Source organism: Pseudarthrobacter sp. NPDC092424, assembly GCF_044754925.1.
Taxonomy (GTDB): Bacteria; Actinomycetota; Actinomycetes; order Actinomycetales; family Micrococcaceae; genus Arthrobacter.
In genome coordinates this window covers 411,768-434,471 of the sequence record NZ_JBIVQC010000001.1, presented here as the reverse complement: position 1 = coordinate 434,471, position 22,704 = coordinate 411,768, and the positions used below count along the sequence as shown (strand labels likewise).

Genomic DNA, 22,704 nt, shown 5'->3' with positions numbered 1-22,704 from the left:
GGCGTTCACGTCAGCGGTTGTTTCACAAGGGCGGGCTGCTTCACCGGTTCACCGCCACCTGGGCCAGCAGTTCCGGGCCGCGGGCGTCCAGCCACCGTCCACCCAGCCGGACTCCGCCGGCGAGCAGCGCCAGGCCGAGCAACGGGCCCGCTGCAAGGTTGGCCCAGCCCAGCGCGCGGTTCCCGGTGAGGAACTCCCCCGCCAGCAAGGCCGATTGGGGAAGGACCAGGATCCCCAGGACCGCCATGCCGATAACCTGCACTGCGAGGGTCTGCGCCACGTTCCCGGGCGGTTTCTTGAACGGGCTGTCGCCGGGGAGCGGAACGGCCACCGTGTACCTGGCGGACACCACCGAGGCCAGGCCAAGGCCGGTCAACAGGATCCCCAGGCTCAGGCCCAGCAGCCCCGGAAGCCCCGCCCACGACCCATTGAGTGCGGCCTGCCCCACAGCGAAGGCGAACACCACCGGCAGGGCGAAGGCGAGGCAGGCCAGCACGCGCCCCAGCCGGTCCGCCGTGCCGGAGACTCCGGTGGCCAGGTGCAGCGCGAAGGCGGTGTTGTCATACGAGACATCCGCCGAAATCGACCAGGCCAGGATGAATGCCGCCAGCGGGGGCAGGATCACCAGCCCGCCGAAGTCCCCGGTTTGGACGCCCTGGAAATAGAGGATCACGGGCAGCAGCGGGATCACCGCAAGGGACCCTGAATAACGCGGGTCCTTGACCCAGTACGTGAGGCACCGGGCCATGACGGCGGCTGCAGGGGCGGCCGGTACCGCGCCGAGGAGTCCCAGGTGACCACCGCCGCGCTTGGCCGCTCCCGCAAACGGCGGGGTTACCAGGGCACGTTCCATGAGCACCTTCCAGCACCAGGTCAGCCCTGCAACCGTGCCGGCCGCGATCAGCAGCTTAAGGACCGCCGCGCCGGCCTGGCCGGCGGCCGCCTCCCCGCCCAGCGACCAGGCGGCACCCAGTGGTGTCCAGGACAGCACCCTGGCCAAACCGGGCAGGAACCCAGGCGCCTGGCCTTCCATTGCCAGAACCGCCAGCAGCGGCACCAGGACCACCAGCGGCACCATGAAGGCAAGGCCGCTGGCGTCCTTGAACCGCCGTGAAGCTGCCAGGCCCGCCGTCGCGGTCGTGACCACCTTGGCCAGGATGACGCAGCCGGCAACGCCCAGCAGGGCGCCGGCGAGGGCCGCGAGCGCCGGAATGATGCCGGTGGACCAGGTGGCAACCGTGGCCAGTGCCGCCAGGAGGGTGGCGAGGCCAGGCACTCCGAGCAGGCCGCCAAGGGCCAGTCCCGTGAGCAGTTGCGGCACCGGAACGGCAAAAGTGGTGAACCGGGACGGATCCAGGGTCAGGTCTGCAGCGGAGGCCACCACCGGCACGACCCCCCAGCCCCCGATCACTGCGGCTCCGCCGAGGACGACGGCGGTGTAGGCAACCTCGTGCGGCGCGGAGCGCAGCGCCACGAGGACGATGGCCGCGGCGGCCACCACGCCCAGCGCATAAAGAGCCGCCAGCACCATGCCGGCCAGCTGCCACGGGCTGCGACGCAGTGCGTTGCGCAGCAGTGCCAGTTTGAGCCTTAGAAGGTGCGCAACCATTCCAGCCCCTCGGCGCTGTTCCGGCCGCCCACCAGCTCCACGAAACGCTCCTCCAGCGTGGCGTTGCCGCGCACCTGTGCAACCGTCCCGGCCGCAAGCAGCCGGCCGGAGGCCACCACCGCCACGTGGCTGCACATCCGCTGGACCAGGTCCATGACATGGCTGGAGACGATCACCGTTCCGCCGGATGCCACATAGCGGTCCAGGATGGCACGGATGTTGGCTGCGGACACCGGATCGACTGCTTCGAAAGGTTCATCCAGCACCAGGACCCTCGGGGCGTGGATGAGCGCCGAGGCGAGCGCGATCTTCTTGGTCATGCCGGCCGAGTAGTCCACCACCAGGGTGCCCGCTTCCTGCTCCAGGTCCATCGCCGCCAGGAGCTCGGCCGCCCGGGGCGCCACCGTTGCGCGGTCCATGCCCCGCAGCAGGCCCGCATAGGTAAGCAGCTGCTCGCCGCTCAGCCGGTCAAAGAGCCGGACACCGTCCGGAAGGATGCCCAGCAACCGCTTCGCTTCAAGAGGATGCTGCCAGACGTCAACACCATGGACCAGCGCGGTGCCGAACTCGGGCCGCAGCAGCCCCGTGGCCATGGACAGCATGGTGGTCTTTCCGGCACCGTTGGGGCCCACAACGCCGAAGAAAGACCCGGCGGGAACGTCCAGGCTGATCCCGTCCACAGCGATCTTGGCGCCAAACCGCTTGGCCAGGCCACGGATGGACAGTGCCGGGATTTCCGCGCGGGGCACCGGCGGCGACGGGACGGTCATGCTGCCAGCCTAGACCCTAGAACGATTGCCGGGGCATGGCCCGTTCGTACTGGGGCGGCCAGGGAAGGTCATGTCCCAGTTCAAACGCGGCGCGGAGCCACCAGTGCGGATCGCGCAGCGCCGCCCGTGCAATGAGGACAGCGTCGGCCTGGCCGGTGGCAACGGCATGCTCAGCCTGGTCCGGCGAGGTCAGCAGGCCCACGGTTCCCGTGGGCACCTGCGCCTGGCTACGGATGGCGGCGGCGAATCCGGTCTGGTACCCCGGGCCCGGCTTGATCTGCTGGTGCGCCACCAGTCCCCCGCTGGAGACGTCGATCAGGTCCACACCGCGGTCCACAGCCTCCCGCGCCAGGCGCACCGAAGCGGCGAGGTCCACGCCGCCGGCCGCCCAGTCGGTCGCGGAAATCCGCAGGAGGAGCGGCATGGAATCGGGAATGGCGCCGCGCACCGCATCCACCACGGCGAGCATGAGCCGGTTGCGGCCGGCTTCGTCGCCGCCCCAGCTGTCCTCGCGCGTGTTGCTCAGCGGGCTCTGGAACTGGTGCAGGAGGTAGCCGTGCGCACCGTGGATCTCGACGGTGTCGAACCCGGCGTCCACCGCGCGGCGGGCGGAGGCGGCGAAGTCCGCAATGACCTGGCGGATCTGGTCCTCCGTCATGGCGGCAGGTGCGGCGTAGCCGTCAAACGCCACCGGTGACGGCCCCACGGTGGCCCATCCGCCGTCGGCCGTTTCCACTGTGCCCCGGCGGCCGGAGAAGGGCCAGTAGGCCGATGCCTTCCTGCCCGCGTGGGCCAGCTGGACGCCGATCCGGACACCGGCGGTACCGTGCCGGTGGACGAAAGCGGTGATGCGCTGCCACCCTTCCTGCTGCGCATCGTTGTAAAGGCCTGTGTCGCGCGGGCTGATCCTGCCCTCCGGATTGACCGCCGTCGCTTCGGTCAGGATCAGTGCCGCCCCGCCGGCGGCGAAGGATCCCAGATGCATAAGGTGCCAGTCGTTGGGCACCCCGGGCGCTTCAGGATCGTCGCAGCTGTACTGGCACATCGGGGAAACCCAGCCCCGGTGCGGGACCTCAAGGCCGCGCAGTGTCAGCGGCTGAAACAGCGCCGGCACTAGAACAGGACCCGGGCCAGCGCCTGGCGGGCCTTGGCCACCCTCTCGTCGCCGGTGCCCACCACATCGAAAAGTTCAAGCAGGCGGACCCGGGCAGTCTCCCGTTCCGGCCCGAAGTTCCGGCCGATGAAGGCAACCAGTCGGTTAAGGGCGTCTTCGACATGCCCGCCGGCCACGTCGAGGTCCGCCACCGCCAGCTGCGCCTCCAGGTTGTCCGGCTCATTTGCGGCCTGCGTCCGCACGGCTTCGCTGTCCTGGGCCGAAAGCGGCTGCAGCCTGGCCATCAGCTCAACCTGCGCCAGGCCGGCCTTGGCCTCGTGGTCCGATGGCATCTCGTTGAGCGCCTGCCGGTAGGCATCGGCGGCTGCGGCGTAATCGCCGGCCTCGATCGCGTCAAAGGCGGCCTGGTGGAGCGGCGGCAGCGGCGCAGGGCCGGCATCGCGCGGCTCGCCCCCGCCCAGGCTGCCGGTGACGCCGTTGGCGGCCGCCACCTTGAGCAGTTCATCGAACAGGGCCCGGACCTGCTGCTCGTCGGCGCTCCCCTGGAACAGCGGGACCGGCTGGCCCTTCAGCACCGCAACGGCCGTGGGCACAGCCTGCACCTGGAAGGCCTGGGCCAGCTGGGGAAAGGCGTCAATGTCCGCGGTGCCCAGCACCAGGCGGCCGCCATAGCCGGCCACCAGGCGCTCCAGGGTGTCCACCACTGCCGCAGACTCCGGCGAGTAGGCAGCCCACAGCGCGAAGACGACGGGGACCTGCGCGGACAGCTCCACCAGTTGCTGGAAATTGCCCTCGGTGACGGCCACGGTCAGTTCGGGGTTGCCCTGGGCTGCGGGGGCGTCCAGGGTCGCCGGGCTGCCCGGAGCACCGCCGGGGGCCGGCGCTGCAGGCGGGGCGGGGCGTTTCAGGGAGGAAAGGTCGACGGCGCCGCGCAGGTTAACCAGATTGGCAGCGGCAGGAGGGACTGGGCGGGAAGCTGGCGAACTCATGCTTTCCACTCTAGCCACTCCGGCCGCTGCCGGAAGTACTGCGCGCGGGTAGGGGCCTACTTGAAGCTGGCACCCACCAGGCCGCGGGTTGCGGCCACCAGTTTCATCGGATCCGCCGAACCGGCCGGTGGAACATAGACAGCCACCGATTCGGCGAAGGTGAGCACCATGCCGGTGGTGGTTTCCGTGCCGCCGGCCAGCGCGGCGGCGTCGCTGCCGATAGTGAGTTTGTCCCCCTCGGCCTTGGGTGTGCCCTGGAAACCGAAGTTAATCCTGCCCAGCACCAGTGCGCCGCCGTCCGAGGTGCGGAACACCACGGTGCTGCCCGGAACCACCTTGTGCGTGAAGGTGAAGTTGCCGTTGGTTCCTGCCTTGGCCACCTCGGCCTGGTAGGAGAGCGTGTCCGCGATGTACGGCGAGGAGTTGCCTTCCACCAGCTTGGACTTGAAAGCGGAGTTGGACTTGGTGAGGCGGTCCGCCAGACCGGCCATGGCCTCGGCCCCGCTGTAGAGCAGGCCGGACTTGTCATCCGCTGCCAGCGTGTCTGTTCCTTCACGGCTTATGGAGGGGAACGTGGCTCCGGGCTGCAGGGGCGTGGTTTCCACGAGCTTGTAGTTTTCGCGCGGGGAAGCCTGGACAAGTGTCAGCAGCTGCGGAACCACATTTCCGTCACCCTGGGTGACCGCAAGGACGGAGCGCGGCCAGTCACGGTCGGTGGTCACCACCGTGGTGAGGAGCTTGGTGGCCCGGACGGGCATCCTGGCCGCATACGTGCCCACCTTGGAACGGATCTTGTAGTTCTGGGTGCGGACCTCCAGCTCGGTGCCCGCCACCCGGCTGGCCAGCTTGCCTGCGTTCTTTGCGGCGTCCGCGGCCTCAACAGCACTGGAAACCTGCTCCAGGATGCGGCGGAACTGCGTGTCCAGGAGGACCGGCGATGCCGCGCCGGGTCCGCCCGGGGAAGTTTCGGCGGACGAGGCGCCCCCGGTGGGTTCGGGGCTCGGGCTGGCCGCGTGGGCCACCGGCGCGGAGAGTGCGATGAGGAAGGCGGCCAGGCCGGCAGCCACCAGGCTGAACCCGGACGCCTGCCCGGACCGGGCCTTGGCCTTCGCCTCGCTGCGGGCGCGGGCCTTCCGGGCAAAGCCGCCGCCGAAGCCCCTGCCGCCGCCGCGGACCGCTGCCGCACCGCCGAGGGCGATGAAGATGCCGGCCAGGATGAGCAGACCGCCCAGGATCATGAGCGGGATGGCCCACGGGGTGGAAGTGTCGTTGGGAAAGGTTACCGAAACCTTGGACGGAGCCGGCTTGGTTCCGTCGGAGGCCAGCAGGAGCGACCAGTCGCCGTCCGCAGGCGGCGTCCAGGAGTATTCCAGCTCCCCGCTGGCGTTCTCGGTGGCCACCCAGAGGTCTGACGCTGCGGGGTTCGGCGCAGCGGCTTCGCCGTCGGCGTGCTCCACCTGCAGTTCCTTGCCGTCTTCGGAGACCCCCGTGACGGTATTGTGGGCCGTCTTTCCCACCCAGGCTTCGACGTCGTCCGGCCGGCCGGCTGCAAGCAGGAAGCTGCCGTCGCCTTCGATGTTGATGGTGGGCGTGCCGCCGTGAAGCGTACGCAGCCCTTGGTCAATGACCGTCAGGGGAGCTTCGGCGGAGCCCCCGGGCAGGGACGCCGTAAACGTCTCGGCGGGTGCCCAGATGGTTCTCTGGCCGATACCGGCCAAAAGTGTCAGGAGGCCGAGCAGCACGAGTGCGGCTGCAGTCTTTAAACGCAAGGGAAACACCTATCATCAGCGGGGGTTTACCTTCAATAGTAACCGTTTTGTTACCAGCCCCGCGGATTGCGGCGGCGGGCCGGGTCCTGCGGCCCGGTCGACAAGGCTGCTGATAGTGTTTGCGAAGATCAACACACCGGCCCGCCCACGCGGTGCCACGCACGGAACGGGCCCCAGAATTCAGTGACTGACAAGACGGACGGCGGCCCCGCGTCAGCGGGACAACCGGGCGGGAACCACGCCCCCGGCACCGGCCCCTCCGCAACGCCGGATTCCGCAGCCGGGGCAGCCCCTGCGCAGGCGACCCAGAGCCAGGTTTCGCAGAGCCAGGCGGCCGGGCTCCCTGGTTCCGCGGCGGGCCCCGGCGCCGCACGGCGGAAATTCTCGGCTGCGGCCGGCCTGGGTATGGTCATGCGCCGGCTTCGCCAGCCGCTGCCTGGCGCCCAGCCCAGGCTGCGGTTCGAAATGCCTCCGGAAGCGCAGCATAACGGCAGCAGCGAAGTCGGGGATCCGGAGCAACTGGAACCCCGGTTTGGCGACCTTGGCCCGAGGATGTCCCCGCAGCATCCCTTGTACATGGGTTTCATGGGCACGGTGGGCGTCGGCCTGGCGCTGCTGGTCTACTGGATAGGATCGAACACCACACAGCTGCTGCTGTGGATCGTTGCCGCCCTCTTTATCGCGCTGGGCCTGGAACCGGTGGTTAGCTGGCTCGAAGGCCGCAGGATCCCGCGGCCGGCGGGCATCCTCGTATCCGTCACCGTCCTGGTGGGCGCCGTCGTCGGATTCTTTGCCACACTGATACCCACCATCGTGGAGCAGGTGAGCGAAATCGTGGAGCAGGCACCCCTGTGGATCCGCGACTTCATCGATTCCGACTTCTTCCGGAGCCTGGACGACCAGTTCGGCGTGCGGGAACGGGTCACCGAGGAGCTGGACAAGTTCGTCAACGATCCCGCCGCCATGGGCGGCATCTTCGGCGGCGTGGTGGGTTTCGGATCAACCGTGGCCAATGGGCTGTTCGGCGCCCTGATCGTCCTGGTGCTCAGCCTCTACTTCCTGGCGGCGCTGCCGGCGATGAAGAAGTGGGGCTACCGGCTGGCGCCGCGTTCCCGCCGGGACCGCGTGGAGGCCCTCTCCGAGGAAATCACCCGCTCCGTGGGCAACTACGTGATGGGCCAGGCCATCGTGGCCCTGCTCAACGCCACGTTCGCATTCATCGTGATGTCCATCGTGGGCATACCGTTCGCCCTGCTGCTGGGCTTCGTCGTGGCACTGCTGGCATTCATTCCCCTGGTGGGCGGGGTAATTGCCGGGGTGGTGGTGGTGCTGGTGTCCCTGACTGAGGGGTGGCAAAGCGCAGCAGTTTACGCAATCGCCTACTTCGCCTACCTGCAGTTCGAGGCGTACTTCATCTCCCCGCGCATCATGCAGAAAGCCGTGGCGGTTCCCGGCGCTGTGGCGGTGATCTCGGTAATCGCCGGCGGCAGCCTCCTTGGGGTCCTGGGCGCGCTGATCGCGATCCCCACCGCCGCGGCAGCGCTGCTCCTCATCCGGGAAATCTTCATCGTGCGCCAGGACAAGCACTGACCGCTCCGGGCAGGAACCGGGACAGGCCCCCGCCAGGGCAAGCACCGGCCCGTCCCGGACGGCCGGTCTGCACTGCTAGGCCGTTGCGGCTGCAACCGGCCCGTTCCACTCCTGGGGAAGCCCGCCCGGGGCCCCTCCGGGAACCACAGTGTCCACGATTTCCTTCAACGCGCGCGAGGCCTGCTTCTCCCCCACCCAAAGGTGCTTTGCCCCGTCAACACCCACGACACGGGCCTGCGGCACGAGGCTGAACCGCGAGGCGGCTTCGGCCGGCTGCAGGTAGTCGTCGTGCTCCGGGACCACCACGGTCAGCGGCTTGCCCGACTCGGCCCACTGCACCAGGTTCTTGTCCGTCGCGCGGTGCAGGGGCGGGGACAACAGCACCGCACCCTCCACCTGCTGCGCCACGGGGTCCACGGCACCGTACATCAGGGCCAGTTCAGTCCCAAAGGACCAGCCCACCAGCCAGCGGTTGGGAAGGCCGCGGTCCGCGGCGAAAGCCGCCGCCGCCTCAACGTCGTACCGTTCACCGATCCCCTCCTCGAACGAGCCGCTGCTGGTGCCCCGCGGCGAGGAGGTGCCGCGCGTGTTGAACCGCAGCACGGCCACGCCGGCCAGCGCGGGCAGGCGGTAGGACGCCTTCCGGAACACGTGCGAATCCATGAATCCGCCGTGGGTAGGCAGAGGGTGAAGGGTGATCAGCGTGGCTTTGGCCTCGCCCGATTCCGGCAGCGCGAGCTCGCCTACCAGGGTGTGCCCGTCCGCCGTGCGCAGTTCCACGTTCTCGCGCCGCGCCGGCAGGACCGTTGCGGCACGGATGGGCACTGGGCCTTCGGACTGGGTGAACGCGTACGACGCCGGATCAAAAGTCATGCCTGCAAGCTTAGCCAGTTTGGCACCGTCTTCGCCCGGGACCGGGTCAGGCGGCGCGGGCGCACGCATGCGGCAGGTTCCCGGCACGGACTCTACCGGTAGCGGTAGCTGCGGGTCATCCAGCAGTTGGTGTGCCAGTGGCGGCGCTCTGCCAATCCGGCGGCTGCCCCAAAGAGGTGGTCGTCCTTCCACACCACCAGGTGCGCCACGCCGGGAAGGACCGCGGTGGAACATTCCGGGCAGATGTACGTCTTCTCAGCGTTCCGGGCGGTCATGGTCCGGACCATCCACTCACCGTCCGGCGCGCTTTCACGGCGGGCAATACCGGCGCGGGCCCGCTCCAGATCGAGTTCCGGCACCTCCCCGCCGCCCCTCTTGCCTGCACCCCTGGCACCGCCGGGGTGCAGGCCCTTCCCGGAGACCGGACGGCGGGGGCGGTTGGAGCGCGGCATGGTTCCATTCTGCCCGACGCAGGCGGCGTCCGGGGCCAGCGCCTGCACCCGCAGACGGTAGTCTGTACGGCGTGCGACTCGTGATTGCTAAATGTTCCGTTGACTACGTCGGCCGGCTCAAAGCCCACCTTCCCCTTGCCACCAGGCTGCTGCTGGTCAAGGCGGACGGCTCCGTCCTGGTCCACTCCGACGGCGGTTCCTACAAGCCCCTGAACTGGATGAGTCCACCGGCGACCCTGCGCGTCATCTCTCCGGACGAGGTGGACCTGGAACTGGGTGTCGTGGAGCAGTGGACGGTCCAGTCGGCCAAGACCGACGACCGCCTCATCATCAACATCCACGAGAAACTGGATGAGTCCTCGCACGACCTCGGCGTGGACCCGGGCCTGATCAAGGACGGAGTGGAAGCGGACCTCCAGCGCCTCCTTGCCGAACAGATCGAGACGCTGGGCTCGGGTTATTCGCTGATCCGCAGGGAATACTTCACGGCCATCGGCCCGGTGGACATCCTGGCCCGGGATGCGGATGGCGGCACCGTGGCCATCGAACTCAAGCGCCGCGGCGATATCGACGGCGTGGAGCAGCTCACCCGGTACCTTGAACTGCTGAACCGCGACCCCCTCCTGGCTCCGGTCCGGGGCATCTTTGCGGCCCAGCAAATCAAGCCCCAGGCGAAGGTATTGGCGACTGACCGCGGAATTGATTGCGTCACGCTGGACTATGACGCAATGCGCGGCGTGGACGACAGCGAATCCCGGCTCTTCTGAGCGCCTGCAAGCGATAGTGCCCACGCGGTTAACCCGTTTTTTACCAAAATTTGCGTTTTTGGCCTCTCCGGGCCGTTGACCTGCGGGAATGGGCATGAAATTCTTGAAGCAGTCTTTGTGTAGGTGTTTTTCATGCTCGCAAGACATGTTGCGAGCGCGAAGCTCCTGCAGCACCGGCCCTGTCGAGGGCGGGTAAGCCAGGATTCTTCTCGCGGAGTGACCAAGCCCGGTGCGAGGTGTGCCGGTCTTAAACAAGTTCCAAATGAGGAGAAATACATGGCACAGGGAACCGTGAAGTGGTTTAACGCAGAAAAGGGCTTCGGCTTCATTACTCCGGACGACTCAGATGGTGACGTATTTGTTCACTACTCCGAGATCCAGACCGGTGGATTCAAGACCCTCGACGAGAACCAGCGCGTTCAGTTCGAAATCGGCCAGGGCGCCAAGGGCCCCCAGGCCACCGGCGTGACGCTGGTCTAGTCTCCCCCGCCGACGGGCCGCACGCAGGTCCGCAGCGACAAATGATCCCCGGCGACACCGCCGGGGATCATTTTTTTATCCCGGAATCTTCTAACCGTGGGCGGGTTCGCCGGTCCTTCGATGGTCCGCGAGGTTGATGGCTTCCTGGATCAGCCGCAGCAGGTGCCCGTCATGGAGGGAGTAGATGACGCGGCGGCCGTCCTTCCTGGCATCCACCAGTCCGCTGAGCCGCAGCTTTGCCAGATGCTGGCTCACCACGGTCCGCGGCACTGCGGCGACATCCACGAGCTGCGTTACGGATTGCGGCCCCTGCGCCAGCTGCCACAGAAGCTGCAGCCTGGTGGGTTCGGCCAGCATGCGCAACGTGCCCGCGGCACCTTCCAACAACTGGGCATCGGGAGTGACGGCGTGGAAAAGGGAGGGCTGGTCGGTGCTTCCGCCGTTACCCGTCCCGCCCGCGCCCGGTTCGCTGCCCTGCACTGTGGTCCTCCTCTGCTGCGTTTCCGGCTCCAGTATTCCCGGTACCAATCTGCCTCGCTCCAGCGCGCCCGGCTCCGGTGTGCCCGGCTCCGGTGTGCCCGGCTCCGGTGTGCCCGGCTCCGGTGTGCCCGGCTCCGCCGGTCTGGCCGGGCCAGGCGGCGAACGCCCCCGCAGTGCCCAGTGCCGCGACGATTGTCAGTGCCGTCGCAGCAACACCCAGGCCGGCGGCAGCGCCAAGCCATCCCGCCAGCGGATAGGCCACGATATAGCAGGCATGGGAAAGCGAAAACTGCGCCGTGAAGACGTAGGGGCGCGTCTGTTCCGTCGATGCCTCACGCAGCAACCGCGCGGAGGGCGTCAGGATGGTCGAGATGCCCGCCCCCAGCAGGAACCACAGGGCAGGCAGCCACCACCAATCCTGCCCGGGCCCGGCACGGGAGGTGGCCAGGAACGTCACTGCGGTGGCACCGGCCAGGACCAGCGGGACCAACCCTGCTCCCGCGAGCATCACTGCGCGGTCCCCGAAGCGCGCCAACAGCCCGGGCGCCGAGAGTGCCACGAGCATGGATCCGACGCCGAAACAGGCCAGCACGAGGGCCAGGTCCGTCTCCGGGCGCCGCAACACCTCCCGCACATAGACCACGGAGTTCACCAGGACCAGCGCGGTGGGAGCTGCCGCCACCATGTTCAGCGCCAACAGCGGGCGCAGCCTGCCGTCCCGCCAGAAGAGCAGCACTCCCAGCGTGGTGCGCTGCCATAGCGAACCGGCCGCGGGCGGGGCGGCGTCCGGCTTTGGCAGGACCGTCACGGCAACCAGGCCCGCGGAGAGCAGGAAGCCAGCCACCGTGCCCAGGAAGAGATTGTTGTAGCTGACCTGGGTCAGGAGCAATGCCGCCACCGCAGGGCTGGCGAGTGCCTCCAGGTCGTACGCAAGCCGGGACAACGACAGCGCCCGGGTATAGTCCTGTTCCTCCTTCAGCACGCTGGGAATCAGCGCCTGGAAGGTCGGCGTGAAAGTGGCCGACGCAGACTGCAGCAGGAAGATGACTGCGTAGATCTGCCAGGCTTCGGTGATGAACGGCAGGCTTAACGCCATGCCTGCCCGCACGAGGTCAGCGCCGATCAGCACCGGCTTCCTAGGCAGGCGCGCCACCAGCGCGTTCACTACCGGGGCGAAACCCACGTAGGCCAGCATCTTGATGGTCAGCGCCGTGCCCAGGACCGCACCGGCGTTGCTGCCCGCAATGTCGAACGCCAACAGGCCCAGCGCGACCGTCAGCAGGCCCGTCCCCAGAAGGGCCACCACCTGGGCGGAGAACAGCCTCCGGTACGTCGTGTTCCGCAATACCGCCAACATCGGACCCTCCATCAAGTGCACATGTGCATCTTCATGCACTGAATTGTAGCGCGGGCCTGACTCCCAAGCGGGGCGGCGCCGCTACCGCACGAGGGTGCGCAGCAGGCGTGCGCCTTGCCCGAATGAGAGCCCGGGCAGGTAGGCGCGGGTCAGGGCCCGCCCGATCGCAGGCAGGTGCAGGGGGTCCTGGTAGTAAAGGTAAAGGGAACGGTACTCCGGCTTGAACCTCGATTTAAAGGCCGCCAGCGAGCGGAAGCCATACACCGGTTCCAGGGCCTTGCCCACCACGTCCAGGATCCGCACCAGGTTCTCCTGGCCGCCGTCGCCCGAACCTTCTTCGGCGCCGTTGCCGGACGCGCCGCCAGAATCCGCGACGCCGGAACCGGTTCCGCCGTCGGTCCTTGCCGTTCTCTGCGTGGCCGCCGGCGCGCCTTCCACGGCTGCCAGGCCATGCATGCCTGCGGCGCCCTCTGGCCGGCGGGCCAGCGGCGAGCCGGACAGCGAGATGGTGTCCACCGACCCGCGCAACTCCACCACGGCGCACGCGATCAGGAACTCCATCACTCCCGGGAATGCTCCGGCGCCCCGGCGCATGACATCCAGCGTGCGGCTGACCAGCCTCCCGCCGTCGTACACGGGAAGCCAGCTGGTGACCCCGTGGACGGCGCCGTCCGGATCAACAGCCAGGCAGCACAGGATTTCCGGGTCGTCCAGTTCGTCGACGCCGCCCAGGGTAAAGCCCATCTCCGGCACCTTCTTGCCGGCAGCCCACTCCTCGGAGACCTCGTCAAGGCGGGCCCGCAGTCCTGGAGGAAGTTCGCGGTAGGGCGCCCATACGGACCGGATGCCCAGCTTCGCGGCGCGGTTCTGCGCCGTCCTGACGTTCTGCCACTCCTTGCCCTTGAACTCCAGGTTGCGGATGTCCAGCCTGGTCTCCTGCGCCACCTCCACCCGCGCGAAGCCGCGGCCGCTCAGGGCCGGCCAGATCTCCTCGCCGCAGGAGTAAAGCGCCGGTACCAGGGCATGCTCACGGCAATAGGCAAGGAAACCTTCCAGGGACCGCTGCCGGTGCCCGGACGGTCCGAACGGATCGCCCAGCGTCAGCGCGACGCTGCCGTGCTGCTGGAACGCGACGGCGCCGTTTTCCCCGGGACTGAACCAGTAGGAGTTGGGCTCCCACAGAGCCATCCAGGACAGCGGTCCTCCGCCCTGGCGCAGCAGGCGCCGCGCTTTGGCGCGCTCTTCCTGTCCCGCATCCTGGGAGCGGTGGCTGCCGCGCAAGGCCCACCACACAGCCACCAACGCAACGCACCAGAACACTGGTCCCGCCGCGGCGAACAGCACGGCCTCGGTGCCGCTCCGGCCGGCAAAGACGTCCTGATAATGCTGCGGCAGTGGAACGGGCAGATACTGCCGGGCCAACTCCGCGAAGAGCCCCGAAACGCTTTGGTCCCGCTGCCGGCCGCCCGGGGCGGACCACGCGGCGGTGTAGGAGCCGGCCAGCAACAGCCAGGTTCCGCCTGTTGCCGCGCCCAGTTTCCGCCGGACAGCGGGCGGCGTTCCTACGCGAAAGTGGCGCCGGTTCAGCCAGAGCACGCCCGCCAGCAGCAGCGGAGCCAGGGCAACCGGCAACAGGTGGACGGCTGCGGTGCCGGGCGGTCCACCCCGGACGCCAGCCGGCGCCGGAACATCCGCGAACATGGCCAGATACACGACGGCGAGTGCGGCCACCGACAGCTGGACCGCCAGGACGATGTTGAGCGCCAGCCTCCGGCCACGGCGCATGGCATCCGCGCAAATGAGCAGCAAAGCAACCGGCACCACGGACAGGGCAAGGCCCAGCGGACCCCCGAACCCTGCGGTTCCGCGCTCAAGGCAGGCTGTGCCCTCGGCAGTTCCGCAGCCGGCTGCAAGCTGTCCCAGCGTGGGGACCGGGCTGAGGACGATGTCACGGAGCAGGGCCAGCGGTCCCGTGGGTGCCCGCGCAACCCCCGTGAGGATGGGCCCGACCGCAAACACGGCCACGGTGAGAGCCAGGAGGTTCCGCGTTTCCCTGCCCGTGGAGTGGTGGCGCCGTGGCTGGCCGTCGCCGCTTTGAATCCACCAGCCTGCCGCCAGGCCGAGCAGCGCACCCATCAGGCCCACCACCGTTTCAGGGTGGCCGACGTAGAGAACCAGCAGCAGAGAACCGGCCAGCACCGCGGCGCGGAGCCGGCGCTGCCACAGCACCGGAAGGCGGGCACTGGCGGCCAGCCCCGCCGTCAGGACCGGCGCATAGGGACCAATCAGCGTCCCGTCCGCCATGTTCCCGAGCCAGCTGTCGCCTGCATGCCCCGCCACCTGCGTCAACAGCAGGAAGAGCGTCACCGCAGCGAATTGCCCGCCGAAGAAAAGCACCGCTGCGGCTGGCGTGCCCAGTTTCCGCTCAGCAGGGCCCAACAGGAACAGGAGCATAACCGACGCTGCCGCGTAGGCCAGCGGGTTTGTTGCAAAGAACAGGCTGGTAAACATGGACCACCAGTTCCCGGACCGGAGCCCGGATGCACTCACGCCGGCGATATCCTGCAGGCCCTGCGGTGGTCCGGCGAGGATACTGCCCGTCACCGCCCCCAGCCCCAGCAGCATCACGAGAACGGTCACCGTCAGCGGTGCCGAAGCCGCGGTCTGCCGGCTCCACTGTGCGGCCGTCCGGATCATGCCGCGCCACGCGGACGCGGGCTGCGGGTCCTGTTGCGACAGCGTCACGGGCCGATCCCCCACCGCCGGGCCAGCTGGCCCAGCGCGTCCGCGAAGCGCAGCGAGGAAGTATCCCACGAGTGGCCCGCGCCCTTGACCTCATGGGAATCGACGCTGAACCCGGCCCTCTCTGCGGCTGCGGTCAGCGTGTGCAGGTACCCGAGGAACTCGGGGTCTTCACTCCCGGCCGTGAGGTATGCAAGGCTGCCGTCGAATCTTTGCCGTTCCATGATGGCCAGCGGTGTCTGGCGGGTGAAGGCGTCCGGATCGCCCGGAAACGCTGCCTCGATGGTCCGGTTCCGATCCTTTGCCAGTGCCGGTTCGGCCTCGGCAGAGAATGCCAGGACGGCTGGGAAAAGCGCGGGATGCCGGGTGCCCAGCTGCAGCGCGCAGGTGCCGCCGAACGAGAAGCCGCCCACCGCCCACTGCCTGTGGTCCGTGTCCACGGCCAGGGTTGAGTGGATCCAGCCCACCACGTCCCTGCTCAGGAACGTATCAGCCTGCGCAATCCTGGTGTCCATGCACATGGTGTTGGCGGACTGGGAGCCGTTGGGATCCGGCACCACCACCACCGGGGCAACGCCGCGGTGCGAGGCGGCGAAGGCGTCCATGTGCTCCTGCAGCCTGCCGCCGGTCAGCCAGTCGCCAGGCCCGCCGGGCTGGCCCGCCACCAGCACCAGGACAGGAAGCGCGGGGCGGTTCTGCGCAAAGTAGGCCGGCGGCAGGTAGATGTAGGCGTCGCGGGTAGTCATGCCCGAGGCGGTGCCGGGAATAGCGGACCTGCGCAGGACTCCCCCGGCGGGAATGCTGCCTTGCGGCTGCCACCGGCGGAGGGCGGCGCCGTCGGACACTCCCGCTTCCCGCATCAGTGAGGGCTCCAGGGGCGGCACCCGGTCCGCTGCGCCACCTGCAAGGTCGGCCACCGAGCGGTTCAGCCCGTAAAAGGCGTTGACCTGTAGGGTGGCCATCAGGACCACCAGGAGGGCCGCCGCTGTGGCGGCGGCCCGGGCTCGTGGCCGGCTTTCGCGCCAGCGTGCTGCGGAGATAAGGCAGGCGGCTGCCGCAAGGACAACCCAGAGCAGTACGCGGTCAGCAATGTTGCCGGGAAAGACGGCAAAAACGTTGACCAGGAGCCAGTGCAGGGTTTCCACCAGCGCGAAGGCCCACGCTGCAGACCCCGCGACCCGGCAGGCCCAGCTCCAAAGCCGGTCACCGCGGGAAGAAGACCGGCGGGCAGGGAGGGCGGAGGGAGAAAGCAGGTACGCCAGCGCGCCTGAACCGAGGAGAAGGGCAGACCACCACAGCGGGCCGTCGGTAAGCCGGACGTCAAGGATCCAGTCCACGCGGGCTAGCGCCAGGTCCCCACGCCAATGACCGGGCCGGCTTCGAGCCACGAGGACAGGCCCGTATAGGCGTCGAATTTCATGGCCAGGTGGAGATCCTGGCCCTCGTAGCGCAGATCAACAATCACGACGTCGGGCTGGACCTTCACGGCCTCGGCCTCCGTGGGTGCGCGGCGCCCCAGGAGTTCAAGGGAACTGCGCCTGAACCTGTGCTTGGGCCGGACGCTCAGCGAGAAGAGACGAAACCACTCGAGGTCATTGTCCTGATAACGACAAACCCCCATCTGCCAGCTGTTTCCAGCCGTGCAAATGGAGGCGTCCACCGTGCCGAGGGCACGCCGCAGATTGAAGCGGCGCACCCCCGAAAGGCACAGTGAAAATACCAGCAATCCAAAAATGACTGCCATGGCGATGAACGGAAGACTCGATGCGTCCATCAGGGTGTTGCTAGCGGATCCCAGCGGTAGCCGAGCCGCCCAGCTGGGCGTTGTCAGCAACAATAACCACCCGGTTGTTGTCGACGGAGAAGAATCCGCCGTCAACATCTACCGAAATACGGTCACCCGACACCGGCTGGATGGCCAATTCACCCTCGGCCAGGATCGCCAGCAGGGGCGAGTGGCCGGGCAGGATTCCGATTTCACCATCGCTGGTGCGGGCCTTGACCATCTTGGCCGCTCCGGACCACACGAAGTGGTCCGCTGCGACAATCTCAACCTCAAGCTCAGCCATATTACTTGGTCTGTTCCTGGATCTTGGCCCACTGGCGCTCAACGTCATCGAGGCCACCGACGTTGAAGAACGCCTGCTCCGCGATGTGGTCCAGCTCGCCGTCGCAGATGGCAGCGAAGCCTTCGACGGTGTCCTTGATGGAAACCGTGGAGCCCTCGACACCGGTGAACTGCTTGGCGGTGTAGGTGTTCTGCGACAGGAACTGCTGGATGCGGCGTGCACGCGACACGACGATCTTGTCCTCTTCGGAGAGTTCATCCACACCGAGGATGGCGATGATGTCCTGGAGTTCCTTGTTCTTCTGCAGGATCTGCTTCACACGGACGGCCGTGTTGTAGTGGTCCTTGCCGATGTACTGCGGGTCCAGGATTCGCGAGGTGGACGTCAGCGGGTCAACGGCCGGGTACAGACCACGGGAAGCGATTTCACGGGAGAGTTCCGTGGTCGCGTCCAGGTGTGCGAAGGTCGTTGCCGGAGCGGGGTCGGTGTAGTCATCTGCGGGAACGTAGATGGCCTGCATCGAGGTGATGGAGTGGCCCTTGGTGGACGTGATGCGCTCCTGCAGGAGGCCCATCTCATCAGCCAGGTTGGGCTGGTAACCCACGGCGGAGGGCATGCGGCCCAGCAGGGTGGATACCTCGGAACCTGCCTGGGTGAACCGGAAGATGTTGTCGATGAAGAGCAGCACGTCCTGGTTCTGGACATCGCGGAAGTACTCCGCCATGGTCAGTGCGGACAGGGCCACGCGCAGACGCGTTCCCGGCGGCTCATCCATCTGGCCGAACACAAGGGCGGTGTCCTTCAGGACGCCTGCCTCTTCCATTTCTACCCAGAGGTCGTTGCCCTCACGGGTACGCTCGCCCACACCGGCGAACACGGAAGTACCACCGAAGTTGCGGGCAACACGGGTGATCATTTCCTGGATGAGAACGGTCTTGCCCACGCCGGCGCCGCCGAAGAGGCCGATCTTTCCACCCTTGATGTACGGGGTGAGAAGGTCGATGACCTTGATGCCGGTTTCCAGCATCTCGGTGGAGCCCTCGAGCGAAGCGAAGCTGGGTGCCTTGCGGTGGATGGGCCAGCGTTCGCTGACGTCCAGTTCCGACTCGGCAACGTCGAGGGGCTGGCCCAGGACGTTGAAGATGTGGCCCTTGACACCGTCGCCGACGGGCACGGAGATGGGGGCGCCGGTGTCTACCACGGAGGTGCCGCGGACGAGTCCGTCAGTAGCCTGCAGGGAGATGGCACGGACGAGGTTGTCACCCAGGTGCTGGGAGGTCTCGAACGTAATGGTCTTGGTCTCACCGTTGAGAGTAATCTCGGTGGTGAGGGCATGGTAGATCGACGGGATTGCGTCAGCCGGGAATTCGACGTCGACAACCGGGCCGATTACGCGCGCAATGCGGCCGGTGGCACCGGACGTTGCGGCTACGTTTTCGGTAGCAGTGGCAGTCATCTCTCTCACTTCACTCAGTAGATGGCGTGGGGTTAAGTTTATCTGTTGTGGTGCAGGTTCCGCGGGAACCGAGTCTGGTGCAGGCTAGGACGCGAGGGCGTCCGCACCGGCAACAATCTCGGACAGTTCCTGCGTAATTTCGGCCTGGCGGGCCGTGTTGCGCAGACGCGTGTACTTCTTGATCAGTTCCGTGGCGTTGTCCCCGGCCGACTTCATCGCGCGCTGGCGGGCAGCCAGTTCGGACGCTGCAGCCTGCAGCATGGCTGCAAAGAGGCGCGATTCGATGTAGCGCGGCAGCAGTGCGTCCAGAACCTGCTCGGTTTCCGGCTCGAACTCGTACAGGGGCAGCAGGTCCGATTCGGAGGCTGCTTCCTCTTCCACGACTTCCAGCGGCAGGAGGCGGATGACCGTGGGCTCCTGGGTAACCATCGACTTGAAGCGGGTGTAGACTACGTGGATTTCGTCCACGCCTCCGTCCTCGAAGTCAGCGGCAAAGTCGGCCAGCAGTGCCTCGCCGATTTCACGGGCGGTGCCGAACTCCGGGGAGTCAGTGCCGCCGGTCCATACGCGGGCGTACTCGCGGTTCCGGAAGTCGAAGTAGGCCTGCGCCTTTCGACCCACGAGGTAGGTTTTGACTTCCTTGCCTTCAGCGTGGAGAAGCTCGTTGAGACCTTCCGCCTGCTTGAGCACACCGGCCGAGTAGGAACCAGCCAGGCCGCGGTCCGAGGTAAGTACCAGGACGGCGGCGCGGCGGATCTGCTCCGGCTCAGTAGTCAGCGGGTGGTCGATTTCGCTTTGGCTTGCGACAGCAGAAACGGCGCGCGTGATCGCGTTCGCGTAAGGCAGTGAAGCTGCTACGCGCGCACGGGCCTTCCCGATGCGCGAGGTAGCGATCAGTTCCATCGCCTTGAAGATCTTGCGCATCGACGTGGTCGAGCTGATCTTCTGGCGGTAGACCCGGATCTGGGCTCCCATACTTATCCTTTCCTAACATTCCGTAGCCGGGAGTGCCGGACCCCTGGGGGCCCGGCACACCCGGCGGGCGGAACTAGCGCTTCTGCTTGACGATCTTTTCCTGGTCAACGTCGCCTTCGGAGATAGCATCATGCTCCTCGTGGCCGGCGCCTACCAGGTGGTTGTCACCCTCGCCGAAGAAACCCTTCTTGAAGTCGACGATGGCCGACTTCAAGGCTTCGACGGTGTCATCGTCCAGCACGTTGGTCTGCGCCAGCGTGGTCAGGATCGAGGACTTGTGCGCCAGGTGCTCCAGGAATTCGCTCTCGAAACGGCTGATGTCCTCAACCGGAACGTCATCCAGGTAGCCGTTGGTGCCGGCCCAGATGGAGACAACCTGGTTCTCGACCGGGAACGGCGAGTACTGGCCCTGCTTGAGAAGTTCCATCAGCCGCGCTCCACGGGTCAGCTGCTGGCGGGAAGCCGCGTCCAGATCCGAGGCGAACATGGCGAAAGCCTGCATGTCGCGGTACTGGGCGAGGTCCAGCTTCAACGTACCGGAGACCTTCTTCATGGACTTGACCTGCGCTGCACCACCCACGCGGGACACCGAAACACCCACGTCGACAGCAGGACGCTGGTTGGCGTTGAAGAGGTCCGACTGGAGGAAGATCTGGCCGTCGGTGATGGAGATGACGTTGGTCGGGATGTAGGCGGAAACGTCGTTCGCCTTGGTCTCGATCAGCGGCAGGCCCGTCATGGAACCGGCACCCAGTTCGTCGGACAGCTTTGCACAACGCTCCAGCAGGCGGGAGTGCAAGTAGAAGACGTCGCCCGGGTAGGCTTCGCGTCCCGGCGGGCGGCGGAGGAGCAGGGAGACCGCACGGTAGGCTTCAGCCTGCTTGGACAGGTCATCGAAGACAATGAGGACGTGCTTGCCGCCGTACATCCAGTGCTGGCCGATGGCCGAGCCGGCGTACGGAGCGAGGTACTTGAAGCCTGCGGGGTCGGAAGCAGGAGACGCCACGATGGTGGTGTACTCCAGTGCGCCGTTGTCCTCGAGGGTCTGGCGGATGGCGGCAATGGTGGACGCCTTCTGGCCGATTGCCACGTAGATGCAGCGAACCTGCTTGGTCACGTCGCCCGAAGCCCAGTTGGCCTTCTGGTTGATGATGGTGTCGATCGCGATGGCGGACTTACCGGTCTGGCGGTCACCAATGATCAGCTGGCGCTGTCCGCGGCCGATCGGGATCATGGCGTCGATAGCCTTGAGGCCGGTCTGCATCGGCTCGTGCACCGACTTGCGCTGGGTTACGCCCGGGGCCTGGAGTTCCAGCGCACGGGTGGTCTCAGCCTTGATCTCGCCGAGGTCGTCGATGGGCACGCCCAGCGGGTCGACCACGCGGCCAAGGAAGGCGTCACCGACGGGAACGGACAGAACCTGCCCGGTGCGGTGTACTTCCTGGCCTTCTTCGATCCCGGTGAAGTCACCGAGGATGATAACGCCGATTTCGCGGACGTCCAGGTTCTGGGCGAGGCCCAGGGTGCCGTCCTCGAAGCGCAGCAGCTCGTTCGCCATGACCGAGGGAAGGCCCTCAACACGGGCGATGCCGTCACTAGCGGTGGTTACGCGGCCGACCTCTACGCGCTCTGCGTTTCCGGGTTCGTAGGACGCCGCGAACTCGTTCAGCGCATTACGGACGTCGTCGGCGTTGATGGTCAATTCGGCCATCTGCAGTCCCTGCTCTCCTGTTTTGTGATCATCGTTGTCCACGATGACCGGGGTTTCTATCAGTTAGGTTGTGCGTGTCCGGCTAGCCGGCCAGCTGGCGTTGCAGCTCGCCCAGGCGGCTCAGCACCGAAGCGTCGAGCACTTCGTCACCGATCTGGACTCGGATACCGCCAATGAGCGACGGGTCAACGTTCACGTTGACCTTCAGCTCCCGGCCGTACATCGCATTCAGACCCGCCTCGAGGCGTTCCAGCTGCGTCGGCGTCAAGGGGCGGGTCACGCTGACCGTTGCAATCCAGCGCTGCTGGCGCTTTGCTGCAAGCTCGGCGAACCGTTCCACAAGCCGCGTGGGCTTGATGCCGCGGGGCTGAGTGACAGCCTGGACGATGAGGACCTTGGCTTCCTCACTGGCTCCGGGTACCAATTTCTCGGCCAGCGATGCCTTTGCTGCACCACTTGCCTGCGGCTCGGACAGAGCACGTTGTACCTCGTGGCTGGAGGCAACAGTCTGGTTGAAGGAGAACAGATCGTTCTCCAGCTCTTCCAGGCCGGAGATTCCGGAGGCAGAAACGGCCGACTTGTTTTCAGCAACGGAAATGACCACCGTTGCGGCAAGAGTCTCGAGTGCATCGCCGATATCCCGCGCCGATGCCCAGCGTGAACTGGCCAGTCCGCCCGCGATCTCTGCAGCATCAGCGGAGACTTTCCCGCCAACCAGCTGCTTGACCAGCGCCGACTTTTCGTCACCGTTGCGGGACGGGTCAGTCAGGGCACGGCGCAAGCCAGCCGAGCTGTCCACCATTCCCAGAATTCCGAAGAGTTCCTTTGCCAGCTGCAGCGACGCCGTGGGAAGTTTTGCTTCCAGCGCGGCCAGGGCTGTTGCCAGCGATTCGCTCGATACGCCTGCCATTACTTAGCTGCACCTGCGTTCTGGGACTCCAGATCTGCCAGGAAGCGGTCCACTACCCGCGCTGCACGCTCGTCGTCGGTCAGTGCTTCGCCAACGATGCGGCCGGCCAGGGTGGTGGCCAGCGTGCCGACCTCGGAACGCAGGGACACAACTGCGGCCTGGCGCTCCGATTCGATCTGCGCGTGGGCCTGGGCCGTGATGCGGGCAGACTCAGCGGCTGCCTTTTCCTTGAGATCCGCGAGGATCTGTGCACCTTCGGCGCGGGCTTCCTCACGGATGCGGTTGGCTTCGGTGCGGGCGTCGGTCAGCTGCTGCTTGTACTCTTCGAGTGCAGCAGACGCCTCAGCCTGGGCCTTTTCAGCCTTCGCGATGCCGCCTTCGATAGCCTCGGCGCGCTCTGCGAAGGTCTTCTCGAACATCGGGACAACGAACTTGACCACGATGAACATGAGGATGGCGAAGCCCACGAGGGTAACGCCCATTTCCCAGAGGTTGGGCATCAGGGGGTTAACTTCGCCCTCAGCGGCGGCTGAGATGATCAGCTGATTCATATTTCACCCGTCCTTTTCTACTCGGTTTTGAAAGTTCGCT

Annotated in this window: 21 protein-coding genes; 3 read left to right on the top strand and 18 right to left on the bottom strand. The window is 66.9% G+C overall.

Annotated elements, in window-relative coordinates:
* Window positions 1-40: 40 nt before the first annotated feature.
* Genes ACIQCN_RS02045 through ACIQCN_RS02025 form a run of 5 tightly spaced genes read right to left on the bottom strand, consistent with a single transcriptional unit; the run spans window position 41 to window position 6,251 of the window.
* On the bottom strand, window positions 41-1,609 hold the full coding sequence (locus ACIQCN_RS02045; RefSeq protein WP_400609164.1) for a transporter: 1,569 nt from the start codon (window positions 1,607-1,609) through the stop codon (window positions 41-43).
* Window positions 1,591-2,379, bottom strand: a complete 789-nt coding sequence (locus ACIQCN_RS02040; protein WP_400609162.1) for an ABC transporter ATP-binding protein — start codon at window positions 2,377-2,379, stop codon at window positions 1,591-1,593. The genes ACIQCN_RS02045 and ACIQCN_RS02040 overlap by 19 nt, the downstream gene beginning before the upstream one ends.
* 16 nt (window positions 2,380-2,395) lie before the next feature.
* The gene (locus tag ACIQCN_RS02035; protein ID WP_400609160.1) at window positions 2,396-3,493 is read right to left on the bottom strand and encodes an NADH:flavin oxidoreductase/NADH oxidase; all 1,098 of its coding nucleotides are present in this window, start codon (window positions 3,491-3,493) and stop codon (window positions 2,396-2,398) included.
* A complete protein-coding gene (locus tag ACIQCN_RS02030) occupies window positions 3,493-4,482 on the bottom strand; it encodes a co-chaperone YbbN (protein WP_400609159.1) in 990 nt (329 codons plus the stop codon). The genes ACIQCN_RS02035 and ACIQCN_RS02030 overlap by 1 nt, the downstream gene beginning before the upstream one ends.
* 56 nt (window positions 4,483-4,538) lie before the next feature.
* Window positions 4,539-6,251 carry a hypothetical protein gene (locus tag ACIQCN_RS02025; RefSeq protein ID WP_400609156.1) on the bottom strand — a complete coding sequence of 571 codons (1,713 nt, stop codon included), beginning with the start codon at window positions 6,249-6,251 and terminating at the stop codon, window positions 4,539-4,541.
* A 183-nt stretch (window positions 6,252-6,434) separates the two neighbouring features.
* Between ACIQCN_RS02025 and ACIQCN_RS02020 the strand changes: the two genes are divergently transcribed.
* Entirely contained in the window at window positions 6,435-7,841 is a 1,407-nt protein-coding gene (locus tag ACIQCN_RS02020; RefSeq protein ID WP_400609153.1) for an AI-2E family transporter, read from the top strand.
* A gap of 75 nt (window positions 7,842-7,916) precedes the next feature.
* Here ACIQCN_RS02020 and ACIQCN_RS02015 read toward each other — a convergent pair whose 3' ends face one another.
* Complete coding sequence (locus ACIQCN_RS02015; protein ID WP_400603309.1) at window positions 7,917-8,714, bottom strand: alpha/beta hydrolase; 798 nt, start codon at window positions 8,712-8,714, stop codon at window positions 7,917-7,919.
* A 92-nt stretch (window positions 8,715-8,806) separates the two neighbouring features.
* Window positions 8,807-9,166 (bottom strand): ATP/GTP-binding protein, encoded by a 360-nt coding sequence (locus tag ACIQCN_RS02010; protein ID WP_400603308.1) that lies wholly within the window; start codon window positions 9,164-9,166, stop codon window positions 8,807-8,809.
* A 71-nt stretch (window positions 9,167-9,237) separates the two neighbouring features.
* On the opposite strand from ACIQCN_RS02010, the gene nucS reads away from it, so the two are divergent.
* Together nucS and ACIQCN_RS02000 are read left to right on the top strand one after the other, a co-directional pair.
* Window positions 9,238-9,933 carry an endonuclease NucS gene (gene nucS, locus ACIQCN_RS02005; RefSeq protein ID WP_400603307.1) on the top strand — a complete coding sequence of 232 codons (696 nt, stop codon included), beginning with the start codon at window positions 9,238-9,240 and terminating at the stop codon, window positions 9,931-9,933.
* Between the two features lie 276 nt (window positions 9,934-10,209).
* The gene (locus tag ACIQCN_RS02000; protein ID WP_011692441.1) at window positions 10,210-10,413 is read left to right on the top strand and encodes a cold-shock protein; all 204 of its coding nucleotides are present in this window, start codon (window positions 10,210-10,212) and stop codon (window positions 10,411-10,413) included.
* 90 nt (window positions 10,414-10,503) lie between these two features.
* On the opposite strand, the gene ACIQCN_RS01995 is transcribed toward ACIQCN_RS02000, so the two are convergent.
* From ACIQCN_RS01995 to ACIQCN_RS01945, 11 genes are all read right to left on the bottom strand, one after another.
* Complete coding sequence (locus tag ACIQCN_RS01995) at window positions 10,504-10,893, bottom strand: ArsR/SmtB family transcription factor (protein ID WP_400603306.1); 390 nt, start codon at window positions 10,891-10,893, stop codon at window positions 10,504-10,506.
* Entirely contained in the window at window positions 10,856-12,250 is a 1,395-nt protein-coding gene (locus tag ACIQCN_RS01990) for an MFS transporter (RefSeq protein ID WP_400609151.1), read from the bottom strand. Before ACIQCN_RS01990 ends, ACIQCN_RS01995 begins: the two co-directional genes overlap by 38 nt.
* Window positions 12,251-12,331: 81 nt before the next feature.
* Complete coding sequence (locus tag ACIQCN_RS01985; protein ID WP_400609337.1) at window positions 12,332-14,947, bottom strand: bifunctional lysylphosphatidylglycerol flippase/synthetase MprF; 2,616 nt, start codon at window positions 14,945-14,947, stop codon at window positions 12,332-12,334.
* A gap of 44 nt (window positions 14,948-14,991) precedes the next feature.
* On the bottom strand, window positions 14,992-16,329 hold the full coding sequence (locus ACIQCN_RS01980) for an alpha/beta hydrolase (protein ID WP_400609149.1): 1,338 nt from the start codon (window positions 16,327-16,329) through the stop codon (window positions 14,992-14,994).
* Window positions 16,330-16,334: 5 nt separating this feature from the next.
* A complete protein-coding gene (locus ACIQCN_RS01975) occupies window positions 16,335-16,766 on the bottom strand; it encodes a DUF2550 domain-containing protein (protein ID WP_400603303.1) in 432 nt (143 codons plus the stop codon).
* A 10-nt stretch (window positions 16,767-16,776) separates the two neighbouring features.
* Window positions 16,777-17,061 carry a F0F1 ATP synthase subunit epsilon gene (locus tag ACIQCN_RS01970; RefSeq protein WP_400603302.1) on the bottom strand — a complete coding sequence of 95 codons (285 nt, stop codon included), beginning with the start codon at window positions 17,059-17,061 and terminating at the stop codon, window positions 16,777-16,779.
* A gap of 1 nt (window position 17,062) precedes the next feature.
* Window positions 17,063-18,517 (bottom strand): F0F1 ATP synthase subunit beta, encoded by a 1,455-nt coding sequence (gene atpD, locus ACIQCN_RS01965; protein ID WP_400603301.1) that lies wholly within the window; start codon window positions 18,515-18,517, stop codon window positions 17,063-17,065.
* An 84-nt stretch (window positions 18,518-18,601) separates the two neighbouring features.
* Complete coding sequence (locus tag ACIQCN_RS01960) at window positions 18,602-19,492, bottom strand: F0F1 ATP synthase subunit gamma (protein ID WP_400603300.1); 891 nt, start codon at window positions 19,490-19,492, stop codon at window positions 18,602-18,604.
* A 73-nt stretch (window positions 19,493-19,565) separates the two neighbouring features.
* Window positions 19,566-21,203 (bottom strand): F0F1 ATP synthase subunit alpha, encoded by a 1,638-nt coding sequence (gene atpA, locus ACIQCN_RS01955; protein ID WP_400603299.1) that lies wholly within the window; start codon window positions 21,201-21,203, stop codon window positions 19,566-19,568.
* Window positions 21,204-21,285: 82 nt separating this feature from the next.
* Window positions 21,286-22,113, bottom strand: a complete 828-nt coding sequence (locus tag ACIQCN_RS01950; protein ID WP_400603298.1) for a F0F1 ATP synthase subunit delta — start codon at window positions 22,111-22,113, stop codon at window positions 21,286-21,288.
* Window positions 22,113-22,664, bottom strand: coding sequence for a F0F1 ATP synthase subunit B (locus ACIQCN_RS01945; protein ID WP_377216931.1), 552 nt, complete (start codon window positions 22,662-22,664; stop codon window positions 22,113-22,115). Before ACIQCN_RS01945 ends, ACIQCN_RS01950 begins: the two co-directional genes overlap by 1 nt.
* Window positions 22,665-22,704: the final 40 nt, after the last annotated feature.

Excerpts from the sequence above, each read along its gene's own strand:
- ACIQCN_RS02040 (WP_400609162.1), bottom strand. The coding sequence starts at position 2,379 with ATGACCGTCCCGTCGCCGCCGGTGCCCCGCGCGGAAATCCCGGCACTG.
- ACIQCN_RS01990 (WP_400609151.1), bottom strand. The coding sequence starts at position 12,250 with ATGTTGGCGGTATTGCGGAACACGACGTACCGGAGGCTGTTCTCCGCC.
- ACIQCN_RS01960 (WP_400603300.1), bottom strand. The coding sequence starts at position 19,492 with ATGGGAGCCCAGATCCGGGTCTACCGCCAGAAGATCAGCTCGACCACG.
- atpA (WP_400603299.1), bottom strand. The coding sequence starts at position 21,203 with ATGGCCGAATTGACCATCAACGCCGACGACGTCCGTAATGCGCTGAAC.
- ACIQCN_RS01975 (WP_400603303.1), bottom strand. The coding sequence starts at position 16,766 with ATGGACGCATCGAGTCTTCCGTTCATCGCCATGGCAGTCATTTTTGGA.
- atpD (WP_400603301.1), bottom strand. The coding sequence starts at position 18,517 with ATGACTGCCACTGCTACCGAAAACGTAGCCGCAACGTCCGGTGCCACC.
- ACIQCN_RS01950 (WP_400603298.1), bottom strand. The coding sequence starts at position 22,113 with ATGGCAGGCGTATCGAGCGAATCGCTGGCAACAGCCCTGGCCGCGCTG.
- ACIQCN_RS02000 (WP_011692441.1), top strand. The coding sequence starts at position 10,210 with ATGGCACAGGGAACCGTGAAGTGGTTTAACGCAGAAAAGGGCTTCGGC.
- ACIQCN_RS02010 (WP_400603308.1), bottom strand. The coding sequence starts at position 9,166 with ATGCCGCGCTCCAACCGCCCCCGCCGTCCGGTCTCCGGGAAGGGCCTG.
- ACIQCN_RS02015 (WP_400603309.1), bottom strand. The coding sequence starts at position 8,714 with ATGACTTTTGATCCGGCGTCGTACGCGTTCACCCAGTCCGAAGGCCCA.
- ACIQCN_RS01970 (WP_400603302.1), bottom strand. The coding sequence starts at position 17,061 with ATGGCTGAGCTTGAGGTTGAGATTGTCGCAGCGGACCACTTCGTGTGG.
- ACIQCN_RS01945 (WP_377216931.1), bottom strand. The coding sequence starts at position 22,664 with ATGAATCAGCTGATCATCTCAGCCGCCGCTGAGGGCGAAGTTAACCCC.
- ACIQCN_RS02030 (WP_400609159.1), bottom strand. The coding sequence starts at position 4,482 with ATGAGTTCGCCAGCTTCCCGCCCAGTCCCTCCTGCCGCTGCCAATCTG.
- ACIQCN_RS01985 (WP_400609337.1), bottom strand. The coding sequence starts at position 14,947 with ATGATCCGGACGGCCGCACAGTGGAGCCGGCAGACCGCGGCTTCGGCA.
- ACIQCN_RS02045 (WP_400609164.1), bottom strand. The coding sequence starts at position 1,609 with ATGGTTGCGCACCTTCTAAGGCTCAAACTGGCACTGCTGCGCAACGCA.